Origin of the sequence: Hungatella sp. SL.1.14 (assembly GCF_024460495.1) — a bacterium.
Classification (GTDB): Bacteria; Bacillota; Clostridia; order Lachnospirales; family Lachnospiraceae; genus Hungatella; species Hungatella hathewayi.
Genome location: NZ_JANFYJ010000003.1, coordinates 320,742 through 335,253 on the forward strand (window position 1 = coordinate 320,742; position 14,512 = coordinate 335,253).

10 protein-coding genes and 1 CRISPR repeat array (1 of these 11 running past the window's edge) are annotated in these 14,512 nt (G+C 46.4%); all 10 genes read left to right on the forward strand.

Features of this window, described 5'->3' with window-relative positions; genetic code table 11:
• Positions 1-5: 5 nt before the first annotated feature.
• Positions 6-872 (forward strand): carbohydrate ABC transporter permease, encoded by an 867-nt coding sequence (locus tag NE473_RS05390; RefSeq protein WP_055651653.1) that lies wholly within the window; start codon positions 6-8, stop codon positions 870-872.
• Positions 873-901: 29 nt separating this feature from the next.
• Positions 902-2,560, forward strand: coding sequence for an extracellular solute-binding protein (locus NE473_RS05395; protein ID WP_055651654.1), 1,659 nt, complete (start codon positions 902-904; stop codon positions 2,558-2,560).
• A 24-nt stretch (positions 2,561-2,584) separates the two neighbouring features.
• Complete coding sequence (locus NE473_RS05400) at positions 2,585-3,739, forward strand: Gfo/Idh/MocA family protein (protein ID WP_055651655.1); 1,155 nt, start codon at positions 2,585-2,587, stop codon at positions 3,737-3,739.
• Positions 3,740-3,767: 28 nt separating this feature from the next.
• On the forward strand, positions 3,768-4,847 hold the full coding sequence (locus NE473_RS05405) for a Gfo/Idh/MocA family protein (protein WP_006772529.1): 1,080 nt from the start codon (positions 3,768-3,770) through the stop codon (positions 4,845-4,847).
• Between the two features lie 84 nt (positions 4,848-4,931).
• Positions 4,932-6,695, forward strand: a complete 1,764-nt coding sequence (gene ilvD, locus NE473_RS05410) for a dihydroxy-acid dehydratase (protein ID WP_055651656.1) — start codon at positions 4,932-4,934, stop codon at positions 6,693-6,695.
• Positions 6,696-6,782: 87 nt separating this feature from the next.
• Complete coding sequence (locus NE473_RS05415; RefSeq protein ID WP_055651657.1) at positions 6,783-7,670, forward strand: dihydrodipicolinate synthase family protein; 888 nt, start codon at positions 6,783-6,785, stop codon at positions 7,668-7,670.
• A gap of 14 nt (positions 7,671-7,684) precedes the next feature.
• Complete coding sequence (locus NE473_RS05420) at positions 7,685-8,725, forward strand: Gfo/Idh/MocA family protein (protein WP_055651658.1); 1,041 nt, start codon at positions 7,685-7,687, stop codon at positions 8,723-8,725.
• A 235-nt stretch (positions 8,726-8,960) separates the two neighbouring features.
• Positions 8,961-10,235, forward strand: coding sequence for a SpoIVB peptidase (gene spoIVB, locus NE473_RS05425; protein ID WP_055651659.1), 1,275 nt, complete (start codon positions 8,961-8,963; stop codon positions 10,233-10,235).
• A gap of 517 nt (positions 10,236-10,752) precedes the next feature.
• On the forward strand, positions 10,753-10,947 hold the full coding sequence (locus NE473_RS05430; protein ID WP_055651660.1) for a hypothetical protein: 195 nt from the start codon (positions 10,753-10,755) through the stop codon (positions 10,945-10,947).
• 561 nt (positions 10,948-11,508) lie between these two features.
• Complete coding sequence (locus tag NE473_RS05435) at positions 11,509-13,935, forward strand: CRISPR-associated helicase/endonuclease Cas3 (RefSeq protein ID WP_055651661.1); 2,427 nt, start codon at positions 11,509-11,511, stop codon at positions 13,933-13,935.
• Between the two features lie 207 nt (positions 13,936-14,142).
• Positions 14,143-14,512: a CRISPR direct-repeat array (repeat unit 33 nt); it runs 5,317 nt beyond the window's last position.

Below are 14,512 nucleotides of genomic sequence, written 5' to 3' on the forward strand. Positions count from 1 at the left end.
CGGAAATGAAGAAAAAGAAAATAGCGTTTGCGGATGTAATGCTGTACCTGATTCTGACAGTGGTAGTTCTGGTCTGCCTCTATCCGTTTCTGAATGTGGTGGCGTATTCCTTAAGCGGAAATACGGCAGTGCTTTCGGGGAAAGTCACCTTTTATCCGATAGACTTCCAGCTGTCAGCCTATAAGGAGATCCTGCTGAAGCAGACGCAGATCTGGACAGCCATGGGGATTTCCGTCACGGTGACGGTTCTGGGAACTCTGTTGGGGCTTGTGCTCACGGTTGCAGCGGCGTATGCGCTGTCGAAGGAAAAGTTAAAAGGCCGGGGGATTTTAAGCGGATTCATCCTCTTTACGATGTATTTCAGCGGAGGTATTATCCCTACGTTCCTGGTTGTAAAAGGCGTTGGTCTTTATGATTCCATCAACGCCCTGGTAATTCCTTCAGCTATGAACGTCTTTAACTTCATAGTGATGAGAACATTTTTTAAGGAACTGCCGCTGGAACTTGAGGAGGCGGCCAGGATTGACGGTGCGAACGATATGAAGATTCTGTTCAAAATTGTGCTTCCGCTGTCCATGCCGATTATTGCAACGATTGGCCTGTTCTATGCGGTTTCCTACTGGAACGATTACTTCAGCGCACTGCTGTATATTCAGACACCGGAGAAGTTTTCTTTACAGCTTCGGCTGCGTCAGCTGCTGTTTGCAGGTCAGATCAACCAGGTTTCCATGGAAAACCTGGGAACACAGGTGATGTCGGAATCACTGAAGATGGCGAGCATCGTGATATCGACGATCCCGATTATTCTTGTTTATCCATGGCTGCAGAAATACTTTGTAAAAGGTGTTATGCTGGGGTCGGTAAAAGGTTAACTAAAATTTATTAGAGGAGGACTATTAAAATGGGGAAAAAGAGAAGAGCAGCGGCCGTTCTGACGGCGGCAATGGCAATGGCATTTGTGGTATCCGGCTGTGGCGCCAGGGAAGAGGCAGCACCGAAAGGTGAGTCAGGGCAGACGAAAGAGGCTGGAGATACAAAGACGGAGGCGGCGGGAAACCAGACCACTTACGGATCAAAGCAGTTTGACAATGTGACTCTTACTGTCGAACTCTTCGACCGCAGCAACGCTCCGCAGGGAACAACAGTTACCGATAACCGTTGGGTAAAGTATGCAAAAGAAGAGATGGCTAAGGTGGGAATTAATCTGGAGTTCGTAGCGGTTCCGCGTTCGGAGGAGGTCACGAAAATTCAGACGATGATGGCGGCTGGAACAGCTCCTGATATTGCGCTGACCTATACGAGAAGCATCGCAGAGGACTATTTTAACCAGGGCGGAACGTATGATTTGAGCAGCTATGTGGATGGCGAAGGCCAGGCGGAAAATTTAAAAGCGTATCTGGGGGAAGACGTTCTCAATGTGGCGCGTGACGGAGACGGCCAGTTATGGGCCATTGCGGCAAGACGTGCGACGGCGGCAAAGGACAACCTCTTTATCCGTAAGGACTGGCTGGATAAGCTGGGGATGGAGATTCCAACTACCACAGATGAGCTCTATCAGGTGCTGAAGGCATTTAAAGAAAATAATCCGGATGGAAGAACCGATGTGATTCCCTTCTTCTCCGTAGCCATTGGTGATGAGACTGCGGACAGGGCTGACGTTATGGCCATGCCGTTTATGACAACGCTTCCGGATGAACATGAGTTTAATATAAAATCGGTATTTCCGGTGTACGGCGATGAGGGATATGCGGATTATTTAAGGTTTTTAAACAAGCTGTATAATGAAGAACTGCTGGATCAGGAGTACTATACCAGCAATGACCTCTCAGCTACGCTGGCGGAGTATGTGGTAAACGGGCAGGCGGGCTGCTTCGTGACCAATGTAAATGGTAATGTGGATAACTTAAGAGGCGGACTGCTTCAGCATTTGAAGGTAAATAACCCGGATGCAGATATCGTTTCACTTCCTCCGCTGAAGAACAATCATGACGGAGAGATCTACAACATTGAGTATGCACAGAATGGGGCTTACTGTATCGTACCAAAGACCTGCAAGAATCCGGAAGCAGCGGTCACCTATATGGACTGGATGGCGACTCAGGAAGGCGGATTTACTTTATTCCATGGATTTGAGGATGAACACTATAAGCTGGAAGACGGAGTTCCGGTGGTGATCGACGCAGATTTTAATGCAGTAGATAAGGACTGGATTCGTCATGATATGTTTATTATCGGAAACCAGGGATACTTCTTCAGCGAGGATGACTTCGTAAAATCAGCTTCCAAGGAAATTCCGGGCTTTGAGGACTATGTTGTCTCCAATTATGAAAATGCCACGACAGGAATTATCAGACATATGTCAGCCTACAGCGCGCCGACACAGTCTGCCAACGTATCAGAAATCCAGCTGGCTGCAGATGAATATCTGGTTAAATGTATTACCTGCAAGCCGGAAGAGTTCGACTCCATGCTGGAAGCATATAAATCCGCTCTTGGAAACGCGGGTATGGAAGCTGTTATCAGGGAACGCACCGAGTATTATGACGCTTTAGATAAATAAAATCAAAATGTGGAGGAAATAAGTATGCTGAAAGTAGCAGTAATTGGTTGTGGTAATATTTCAGGATCTCATATAAAAGCGTATCTGGAATTTCCGGAGTTATGCCAGATAACGGCGCTCTGTGATATCTATCCGGAGAAGGCGGAAAAGAGAAAGGCGGAGTTCGGATTGGCAGAAGCCCGGATATATGCTTCCCATGAAGAACTGCTGGCCAGCGAATCTGTGGATGTAATCAGTGTATGCACGCCTCCTTATGTCCACAGTGAAATTGCAGTTCATGGAATGGAAGCGGGCAGTAATGTCCTTGTAGAGAAGCCCATGGCGGCTTCTCTCGAGGAGTGCGACCAGATGCTGGAGGCAGAAAAACGGACAGGAAAGACTCTGGGAGTCATTGCCCAGAACCGTTTCAGAACACCGTTTATGAATCTGAAGAAGGTTCTGGATTCCGGGCTCATCGGAAAGGTGCTGCACACGGAGATTGATTCCTTCTGGTGGCGTGGCCACTGCTATTACGATCTCTGGTGGCGCGGCTCCTGGGAGAAGGAAGGCGGCGGCTGTACGTTGAATCATGCGGTGCACCATATAGACATGCTGGGCTGGATGATGGGAAGACCGGATAAGGTTACTGCTGTGGTGAGTAATGCTGCGCACGATAATGCGGAGGTCGAAGATATCTCCATAGCCATTATGAAGTATCCGGAAGGCCGGCTGGCTCAGGTAACCAGCTCGGTTATCCACTATGGGGAGCAGCAGGCCGTGAAATTCCAGGGAGAGTATGCGGCGGTTTCCGTGCCGTGGGAAGTTCATGCTTCTGTTGCCAAAGGAAATGGTTTTCCGGATCCGAATCCGGAGCTGGAACAGAAAATTCAGGAGTATTACGATTCCCTGCCGGAATTACAGTACGAGAAGCATCCGGGAGAAATACAGAATTTTCTGGAAGCCGTCGAGCGTGGTGAACGGCCATTTATCACAGGTGAGGATGGAAGACTGACGATCGAGCTGATCACTGCGATCTATGAAGCTGGTTTTACGGAGAAAACGGTTGAGCTTCCGTTAAAGAAGGATGATCCATTCTATACGGCGGAAGGAATCTTAAAGAATGTTAGGCATTTTCATGAGAAAAATGCTTCCGTAGAGAATTTCACTGATGAAGCAATTTCGCTGGGCCGTGAGGTTTAAACGAGAATAAGAAAGAAGGTATCGTGGTATGAACGCGTTAGACGGAATGAACTATGCACCAAAGGGAAAGCCGGAGCCGGTGGTGAAAGAGGGGGAATTTTACTTTGCAGCCATGTATCTGGATCACGGTCACATCAACGGCATGTGCAATGGCCTGACGGAGGCGGGAGCTTCACTTAAGTATGTTTATGACACTGACCGGGCACGGGCAGAAGCATTTGCAGCAAAATATCCGGGAGCGGTAGTTGCAGACAGAGAAGAAACCGTACTGAATGATCCGTCGGTGAAACTGGTAGCTGCGGCAGCTATTACCTCGAAGCGGTGCGAGGTTGGTCTGCGGTGTATGGACGCGGGCAAGGATTACTTTACGGACAAGGCCCCTTTTACTACCATGGAGCAGCTGGAGCTGGCAGAGGCAAAGGTGAAGGAGACCGGAAAAAAGTATATGGTTTACTATTCAGAACGCCTTCATGTGGAAAGCGCAGTATATGCCGGAAATTTAATTAAACAGGGAGCAATCGGCAGAGTATTGAATGTGATGGGACTGGGACCGCACCGCATTGGCAGCCCGGAGAATCGGCCGGCCTGGTTTTTTGAAAAAGAATCTTACGGCGGAATTCTCTGCGATATCGGTTCCCATCAGATTGAACAGTATCTTTATTTTGCAGATGTAAAATCAGCAAAAGTAGAATACAGCCGGGTAGCCAATTATAATCACCCGGATTATCCGGGACTGGAGGATTTCGGAGACGCCATGCTGACAGGCGATAACGGGGCGACCAACTATTTCCGTGTGGACTGGTTTACACCGGACGGTCTGTCTTCCTGGGGAGACGGAAGAACGGTTATCCTTGGAACGGATGGATATATAGAACTCCGCAAATACGTTAACATCGGGGTGGAGGACAACAGTGGTGACAATCTGATTCTGGTTGACAAAACGGGAGAACATTTTATCAAGTGCAGGGATACGGTGGGATATCCGTTCTTTGGAGAACTGATTCTGGACTGTATCAACAGGACAGAGCATGCAATGACACAGGAACATGCCTTCCTGGCCGCCAGACTTTGTCTGGAATGTGAGGCCGGGGCAGAACGGATTGGGTAGTCAGGCAGAGAGCGTCCGGGCTGGTTAAGAAGCGCAGTGTCAGATAAGAGGAATCGACGGACAGGAACAGGAGGCGGTGATACGATGGAGCAGAAGAGCAGTAAGGAGCGAAAGCTGTGGGCGCAGTTTGACGCACTGCAGTTGGGAAGCGGCTGGACCGAGGAAGATCTGGTAAAGCCACAGATTCTGATTGAAGACGCTTACGGAGAATCTCATCCCGGAAGTGTACATTTAAACCAGCTCACCGATCAGGTGAGGTGGGGCGTCTTAGAGAAGGGCGGTTTTGGTGCCAAATACCATGTGACAGATATCTGTGATGGCTGTGCTCAGGGACACGATGGGATGAATCTGGTGCTGGCGTCCAGGGAGGCGATCTGTGATATGCTGGAGGTACATGCCGGATTTGTTCCGTGGGATGGTATGGTTTTGTCAAGTTCCTGCGATAAATCCATACCGGCTCACCTGAAAGCCGCCGCCCGTGTGGGGATTCCCACGGTTTTTCTGCCGGGCGGCAGTATGCGGCCCGGACCGGATATGACTACGTCTCTGGCTGCGGGAAAGCTGTCTCTGCGCATGAAATCAGATGAACGGGTGGAGGCATGGGAAGTACGCGATTACAAGCTTACCGGCTGTCCTTCTGCCGGCGCCTGTTCCTTTATGGGAACAGCCTCCACCATGCAGTGTATGGCGGAAGCGCTGGGAATGGCTTTGCCGGGAAGCGCACTGGTTCCGGCCACAATGACGGATATCTTAAAGTATGGAAGAAGAGCAGGTCAGGCAGTGATGGAGCTTGCCAGAAAGGGAATTACCCCTGTGCAGATCATGACACCGGCCGCATTTAAGAATGCTCTGGTTGTTCACAGTGCCATAGGCGGCTCGACCAATGCCACGCTTCATCTGCCGTCAATAGCGAAAGAACTGGGATTGACACTCCCTATGAGCTGGTTCGATGAAATCAATCACCGGATTCCTCATATTGCCAATATTGATCCTTCCGGAAGCCAGCTTACGGAAAGTTTCTGGTTTGCAGGCGGAGTCCCTATGGTTCAGTTCCTGTTAAGGGAATATCTGGACTTAAACGTCATGACGGTAACGGGAAGGACGCTGGGAGAAAATTTAGAGCAGCTTGAAAAGGATCATTTCTATGAACGTTATATCGGATATCTTCATAATTATGGCCTGAGCAGAGAGGATGTGATCTGTGATCCGGAACAGGCTGCCGAGACCGGTTCTGTGGCTGTGTTAAAGGGAAATCTGGCCCCGGAGGGAGCTGTTATCAAATATTCTGCATGCAGGCCGGAGATGAGAAAACATAAGGGTACGGCACGAGTATTCGACTGTGAAGAGGACGCTCACGATGCTGTGATAAAGAAGAAAATACGTCCGGGTGATATTCTGGTTATCAGGTATGAGGGGCCGAGAGGCAGCGGGATGCCGGAACTGCTCATGACAACAGAAGCAATTGTCTGCGATCCATCCCTGAATGGGACGGTGTCCCTGATTACAGACGGCAGATTTTCAGGGGCAACACGGGGAGCCGCAATCGGCCATGTATCTCCGGAGGCCGCCAGAGGAGGCCCGATCGCTCTCGTGGAGGAGGGGGATATTATCGCCTATGATGTGGAAAAAAGGAGTGTGAATATCGTCGGCACGGCTGACGGGGAGTGTACACCAGCCGATATGGAAAAAATTCTGGAGATCAGAAATTCTGTTTTTTTCAAGCCTGAAAACAGAAAAGCAGGCTGTGAAGAACGGGGCTTCTCCAAACGGCCGATTAGAGAAAAGCACGGTTTGTTTAAGCGGTATACAGAAGGTGCAGATTCGGCTATGGAGGGGGCAGGCTACTAAAGGCTGTTGTCTGGAAACTGCCGTACCCGGTAAAACGGGGAGCAGGGAGCAGTACGAAACATCACTACGATATACAGGAGGAGTGTCATGCAAGCAGATTATATTACGCCGGCCGTCACAATCTTTGATGATCAGGGTCATGTGGATATAGAGGCTAATAAAAAGTTATATGAACATCTGATTTCAAATGGGATAAAAGGAATCCTGATTCTTGGAAGTATCGGAGAATTTTATGGTATTCCTCTGGAAGAGAAGAAGCAGCTGATACGTGAGGCCATATCCTGCATCGGCTCCAGGGCGAATGTCTATGTTGGAACAGGAGGCACGGTCTTTGAAGAATGTGTCTGGCTGTCGAACTATGCAGCTGATTGCGGAGCTTATGGGATGGCGGTCATATCACCGTATTATTTTTATCTGTCCGATGAGGAAGCGTATGATTTCTATGCGGAGCTTGCAAAGCAGGTAAAGGGAAATATTCTTTTGTATAACTTCCCGGCCAGAACGGGATACCAGCTGTCCGCAGATACCGTTCTTAAGCTGGCTATGAAATATCCGAATATTATCGGTATTAAGGATACAGTAGGTGAGATGGGCCATACGCGGGAGCTGATTCGGAAGGTGAAAGGCAGGAGGCCGGATTTCCTGGTCTACTCTGGCTTCGATGAGTTCTTTTTTCACAATATTTTATCGGGAGGCGATGGCTGCATTGCCGGTCTGTCCAATATTTTCCCCGAAACTGCCGCCGCTATGGTGAGAGCGGCAGAAGAGGACCGCATGGAAGATGTGAGCAGATATCAAAAGAAATTAGACCGGCTCATGGCTATCTACGGTATTCAGGATCAGTTTGTACCAGTTATCAAGACTGCGGTTCAAATGAGAGGTGTTCCCATTAACCCGGCGTGTCTGTTTCCGATGAAAGCTGTCACAGGGGCCGACAGGGAGAAAATAAGGCAAATTATGGAATACGAGGAGTAACCGGGGCGCAGAGTATGAATAATAAAAAAATACGGGCAGCTATTATCGGCTGCGGAAACATAGCCAGAGTGCATGCAGGCTGTCTGGAAAAAAACAGGGGCGTACAATTGGCCGCGGTATGTGATGTGGCTGGTGATAGGGCGAAGAGTCTGGCCGGTGACCACGGCGCAAACTGGTATACTTCTTATGAAGACATGCTGGATCAGGTGGCCATCGATGTAGTGCATATCTGTACCCCTCATTACCTCCATGTGCCCATGACCATTGATTGCCTGAAAAGAGGAAAAAATGTATTTTTGGAGAAACCGCCGGTGATTTCCAAAAGCCAGCTTGATGAACTGGAGTCGGCTCCTCACATTGAACGTGCGGGAATCTGTTTTCAAAACCGTTATAACCCGGGGCTGATAAGAGTAAAGACGATGCTTCAATCGGGAGAGACCGGGAAAATTCTGGGAGCCAGAGGAATCGTCACATGGTTCCGCGATGAGGAGTACTATACGCAGAGCGGGTGGCGCGGGCGCCTGGAAACAGAGGGTGGAGGCGTGCTGATTAATCAGTCCATCCATACGCTTGACTTACTGGTTTATCTTTTGGGCAGGCCCGACGCCGTATGCGCGGGGATGGCGAATCATCACCTGAAAGAAATTATTGAGGTGGAAGATACCATGGAAGCATATATTGAATTTGAAAATGGAAAAGCTGTTTTCTATGCAACTACCGCTTACTGCGAAAATCTTCCGCCATTGATAGAGGTTTCCTGTGAGAATATGGTGATCAGACTGGAGGAACCCCAGATTACGGTTTTTCACAGGGATGGCCGCACGGAAAGAATAACTGCTTCTGCAGATGAGGCGCTGGGCAAGAAGTATTGGGGAAGCGGCCATGAGGCGTGTATCCGGGATTATTACAGTGCTGTAGCGGAAGGCAGAAAGCTTCCGATTACTCTGGCAGAGGTAAAGGACTCGGTGAGACTGATGACTGCAATGTATGAAGCTGCCGGGAGCGGCAGAAGGATTGAATTGAATTCTCAATCGCATGGGTTTGCATTAGCCTGAAACATTAAAAACATTAAAATGAAAGAAAACGGTAATACTATTAAAACAGTATTCTCAGATTTTGAAGTATGTATGCAAATTATGACAAGTTCGATTTTACGTAAAATCAATTCTGGTTTAAAAAGAAATTAGTTACAACTAAAATATGACAGAGTGTTTTCACCGATTTCTCACATACTATGAAAGGAGCAGAAAATTGTCTCCTTTCATTTTTTTATATAAGGAGGTATGTGAGATGATGGGAAAAAAATTCCACAGATATGTGGTGACCGCGTTTTGGGTAAGCCTGGTGTTTTGCATCGGCTTCTCTTATTTCTATATGAAGTGGGTGATACCGGACAAGCTTAATGTCGTGGCCGAGGAAGAAGAGCAGTTTCATTTCTCCATGCCTTTTGGAGTGACGCTGTCTTCAGACAGTGAGGAAGTGGTTTTGGGCAATGGTTCCAATATCCCTTCAGATCAGATCCACCTTTCCGTCAATCAGCCGTTTTCCGTTTATTCAGAAAATCAGGGCAGCTACAAGATCGGCTTAAAACTGTTTGGCTGGCTGCAGCTGAAGGATATCCAGGTTAACGTGGTGGACACGAAATACGCGGTTCCATGCGGAACGCCGGTGGGAATTTACTTAAAATCTGATGGGATTATGGTAATTGGTACGGGGGATATTACGAAGAGTGACGGTATGATTGTGGAGCCGGCCTTCGGGGTGCTTCAGTCGGGGGACTATATTGAGGCTTTTAACGGTACGCCGTTAAAGGATAAGGAAGCGCTTGTTACCGAGTTGAACAAAAATGGTACCAGCGAGGCGGTTTTAGCAGTACGGCGCGGGGATCAGGAGATTGAAGTGAAGATGACCCCTGTGGAGGGAGACGATGGAAACCCCAAATTAGGCGTCTGGGTCCGGGACGATACTCAGGGTATCGGCACCATGACATATATTGACATGAATGGAAATTTCGGTGCGCTGGGACACGGGATCAGCGACAGTGACACAGGCGGAGTGGTTCAGATTGAAAACGGCGCGCTTTATGAAACCTCTATATTAGGAATTGAAAAGGGAACATTCGGTAAGCCGGGTGTGATGAGCGGAGTCATCTATTACGGACCGGGATCGGTACTCGGAACGATTGAATCCAATACGGATGAAGGAATATTCGGTACGGTCAATGAGCGGTTTAAGCAGACGGTAAAAGCGGATGCAATTCCGATCGGTTACAGGCAGGATGTGAAGAAAGGAACGGCTTATATCAGGAGCGATGTGTCTGGGGTAGTGAAGGATTACGAGATTGAGATCCAGAAGGTGGATTACGCGACGACACATAAGAATAAGGGAATGGTAATTAAGGTGACCGATCCGGAGCTGCTGGCGATTACCGGGGGAATTGTACAGGGTATGAGCGGCAGCCCGATTATACAGGATGGGAAGCTGATTGGGGCGGTGACTCATGTGTTTATACAGGACAGTACCAGAGGGTATGGGATATTTATTGAAAATATGCTGGAGCATTGAGTCCGGGCAGGAAAAGCCAGGGAAGGAAGTTTTGTAAGCTTGCTTACATAAGCTGCCTTTACTGGCTTTTGCTATGTGGCGATAACGAAAAAAAGGCGGATATTGAGAATTCAACAAAATCGCCTCTTTTTACCGTAAATATAATAAGACTTTTTTCAATCCACGAATAGTGCTACTCGACGTGTTTATTATAAACGAGAATAAGAGAATATGTCAATGATTTAATATAGTACATGATATATAATATTTAAGTCATATTAAATTTAAAAATAATATTGTAAAGCAATAGAAAATATGATATTATTTTATTAAAATATACCAATAATATATTAAAAAATAATTATAATTAAGCAGATTTAATAATACGTGGAGCTTTCTGTATAATTTAGTTTCTGAAGAAACTTCTTGTAAGCAGTTATGAAAGATACCGTAAATTAGGAGACTCGAATATCAGCATTATCAGGAACAAGGATGGCGCTGGTTCGGGATAAGTATCTCAATCCTAAAGAAGAAATATATGGAGAGTGTGGTGCTTTTGTTAGGGCGTTTGCTGAATCTTGCAGATTACCTCCATGAGAATTATTGCATTATTGAGCGTAATGATGAAACACCAGAAAATTATTTCAAACCCATCCCAAAACAGCTGATGGAGCCTCGGTCTTTCATACTGCGCTTCAAAGACCTGCTGAGGCTTTGGAGAGACTATCTTTAAAAATGCAGATTTATGTGGAATGGGAAATGATTGCTCCGAGTAACAGGAACGGATGGATTTAATATGTGATGAAAGAGACGTTGAAGGGGGTGAAGTGGTTGGAGGAAAGTTTCCAGAAAAGCCAACTCTAGACGAAAGGGTAGAGATTATTATCGGATATAGAAACTAAATGCCGCGTAAAAAACGGTTACAGGTGAAAACGCTGCAGATAAATCCGGCGATCAACAGGAGGTAGAAATATGATGTAGATAGAACTGCACAGAGGGACAGGATTGCTTTGGATCGAAACTGTAAACTCAACCGTGAATGGAAATCCAGATCAGGACGGTGAAGCAAGACAACGCGGTGATGAAAGGGGAGAGATTTCTCTGGTTTCCTTTAAACATTAAATAGGTGAACTGATTGCATATAAAGAAGGACCAGTCTGGAAAGATATCAGTTCGAATTTAGGGATAAGCCCTGAGGAGATAGGGCATTACGGTATTCTGGAACGGATAGAGACAAAATGGACAGAAGTTAAAATTTTCAAGAAAAAAGCACTTGCTTATACAAGAGGAGAATATGGAAACTTATATTGCACACAAGATTAAAGAAACGAATCAAATCCAGACGGTAGAAGAGCATTGTGAAAGTACCGCCCGATTGATGAAGGAAAAATGTCCTCTGGAGGAATTGATTCCGATTGCCTGGCTAACTGGTTTTTTACATGACAGGGGGAAAGTCAGTGATCAGTTTCAGAAGTATATTTTAGCGGCTGTCGAGGGAAGTATGGAGGTACATAGAGGGGAGGTCAACCATTCGTCGGCAGGAGGACGTATTATTGAAGCTATGCTGCCCAAAACGCTTGCTTCAAAGATAATTCAGGAAGCAATATATTCTCATCATGGACTAAGAGACTGCCTGTCACCAAGAGATGGCCGCCTTATATTTGAATGGTCCGATGATAAGGCAGAGATCAAACAGGCCGTTGAGCGTTTTTTCAATAGATATGACAAAGTGAAATTAGAAAAACAGTGTAAAGAGGCGGTTGATGCGGTTGCAGAAATTAAAAATAAAATAGTTGAATTTGACAGGGCAGCAGGTGGTCATTCAATCTATGGAAGCAGAGAATATTTTCTGGGAATGTATGAGCGTCTTCTGATATCGTTATTAGTAGAAGGTGACAGAACAGATACGGCCTCTTTCATGCAGGAAAAGAACATCGAAAATATCCCGGATAATAATGAGATGAAGCTTTTGTGGGATGAATGCGTACTTCATCTGGAGGAGCATTTAAGCGGTCTGAAGGTTATAAATAAAGTGGACGAGGCCAGAAGAGCAATTTCGGAACAATGTCTTGAAGCAGCAGCAAAGCCATCTGTACTTTACCGCCTTACGGTTCCCACTGGGGGCGGAAAAACGTTCAGCAGTCTGCGGTTTGCTCTGCAGTACGCAAGGCGGTACAAAAAGCGGCATATTATTTACGTCGCACCCTACAATTCTGTCCTAGAGCAAAATGCTGAAGATATTAAAATGGCGTTGGGAAGGAACGATATTGTTCTGGAGCATCACAGCAATGTGATTTATGAGGAGAAAGCAGATGAGGAGAGATACACACTGCTGACCGAAAACTGGGAGTCTCCGGTTGTTTGTACCACAGCCGTACAGTTTCTTAACACACTGTTTTCTTCGGGACTCAGAAATATAAGACGCATGTATAGTATCTGCAACAGTGTTATCCTGTTTGATGAAATTCAGGCGCTGCCTGTTAAGACAATCGAATTATTTAATCAGGCAATCAATTTTCTTACAGTGTTTGGGAAGTCGGCGGTTGTTCTGTGCTCAGCGACGCAGCCCCTTCTTGACTGCTTGGGAGTAAACTGCCTTTGTCCTCCGACGAATATGATTGAGGAACAGTTGTCAGAAACGTATGCAGGGGTATTTAGGCGGACTACGTTGATTGACTGTACAGATACATCTGGTGCAGGATTTGATGCAGAAGCATTAAGTGATTTTGCGGGACAGATATTTGAAAAGGAAAGGCAGATTTTAATTATTGTAAATACGAAAAATTGTGCCCGCACAGCATATGAGAGGCTAAAGGAACGGTATGGAAGCAGATGCCAGGTGGTTCATCTGAGTACCAATATGTGTGCGGAGAACCGGAATATTATACTGAAAAAGGTGAAAAATGCGTTAAATGAGGGGCAGGAAATTATTTGTGTCAGTACACAGTTAATTGAAGCTGGAGTCAATATTTCTTTCAAAGCAGTAATTCGGTCATTGGCTGGGCTGGACAGCGTCATTCAGGCTGCAGGACGCTGCAACCGTCATGGAGAAACTGATAATGGGAATGTTTATATCGTTAAAATGTCTTCCGAAGTAGAAAATATTTCAAGGCTGACGGATATTAAGGAAGCGCAGGCGGCCATGCAGGAGGTATTGTTTCAGTACAGAAAGAACCCTGAGAGTATAGGGGGGAGTCTTACCTCAAAACAGGCTATGGAGCTATATTACCAGCGCTATTTTTACCAGAGAAAAGGGGAGATGAAATATAATGTAAACGTGGACGGAATTGGGACTGGGGAGGAAGGCGCTGATTTGGTGAATCTGCTTTCTGTAAATCGGATTGGGATGGTGGAATACCACAAGAACTCCGGCAGACAGCTGCAAAATCGGTTAATGAATCAGGCATTTAAAACTGCGGGGGATTTATTTGAAGTGATACCCGAGGATGGGAAAATAGATGTTGTGGTGGAATATTACGAGGAGGCCAGACGGATTATAGACAGCCTGAATAATCCGTATTTGACTGTTACAGAGCAAAAAATATTATTTAGAAAGTTACAGCGTTTTACTGTGGGGATTTCTGAAACGATGAGAAGAAAAATAGGAAATGCCATTTATCCGGCCTGCAATGGAAAAATATTTGTACTGAACCGGGATTATTACAGTAAAGAAACCGGCGTATCGGACACACCTTGCAGTATGATAGATATGATATTTTAGGTGATATTAGAAAATATTTTGGGTAGAGTACATTGGTGCGAATGCCAAGTGAACATGAAATACTGGGGGGGATTCGCACCGGATTTTTAAGCTGATTATAAGAAAAAAAGGAAGAAATAGAACTACAGATTGTTTAATATATGAAAAAGTTGTATAATATGTCTAGAATATATCTGATTATTAATGAGAAAAATGGATATATTTGCGGTCGCCTTCCGCTAGGAAGGTGGGGATTGAAATCTTACAATCGCTCGAATGATCAGAAGAAACGGCCGTCGCCTTCCGCTAGGAAGGTGGGGATTGAAATATGCCATCCAGCATGGAAAGCGAAATGGACCGACGTCGCCTTCCGCTAGGAAGGTGGGGATTGAAATGGGCAGGCGACAAGAAACCGTTTTGAGCAGCTTGTCGCCTTCCGCTAGGAAGGTGGGGATTGAAATACCTCGGATACAGAAAAAAACGGATGGAATAAGTTGTCGCCTTCCGCTAGGAAGGTGGGGATTGAAATGATGGTATATCGTTCAGACACATCACGGCATAACGGTCGCCTTCCGCTAGGAAGGTGGGGATTGAAATA

Bases quoted from the DNA above. Each gene is read 5' to 3' on its own strand.
- NE473_RS05390 (WP_055651653.1), top strand. From the start codon at position 6: ATGAAGAAAAAGAAAATAGCGTTTGCGGATGTAATGCTGTACCTGATT.
- NE473_RS05395 (WP_055651654.1), top strand. From the start codon at position 902: ATGGGGAAAAAGAGAAGAGCAGCGGCCGTTCTGACGGCGGCAATGGCA.
- NE473_RS05400 (WP_055651655.1), top strand. From the start codon at position 2,585: ATGCTGAAAGTAGCAGTAATTGGTTGTGGTAATATTTCAGGATCTCAT.
- NE473_RS05405 (WP_006772529.1), top strand. From the start codon at position 3,768: ATGAACGCGTTAGACGGAATGAACTATGCACCAAAGGGAAAGCCGGAG.
- ilvD (WP_055651656.1), top strand. From the start codon at position 4,932: ATGGAGCAGAAGAGCAGTAAGGAGCGAAAGCTGTGGGCGCAGTTTGAC.
- NE473_RS05415 (WP_055651657.1), top strand. From the start codon at position 6,783: ATGCAAGCAGATTATATTACGCCGGCCGTCACAATCTTTGATGATCAG.
- NE473_RS05420 (WP_055651658.1), top strand. From the start codon at position 7,685: ATGAATAATAAAAAAATACGGGCAGCTATTATCGGCTGCGGAAACATA.
- spoIVB (WP_055651659.1), top strand. From the start codon at position 8,961: ATGATGGGAAAAAAATTCCACAGATATGTGGTGACCGCGTTTTGGGTA.
- NE473_RS05430 (WP_055651660.1), top strand. From the start codon at position 10,753: ATGGAGAGTGTGGTGCTTTTGTTAGGGCGTTTGCTGAATCTTGCAGAT.
- NE473_RS05435 (WP_055651661.1), top strand. From the start codon at position 11,509: ATGGAAACTTATATTGCACACAAGATTAAAGAAACGAATCAAATCCAG.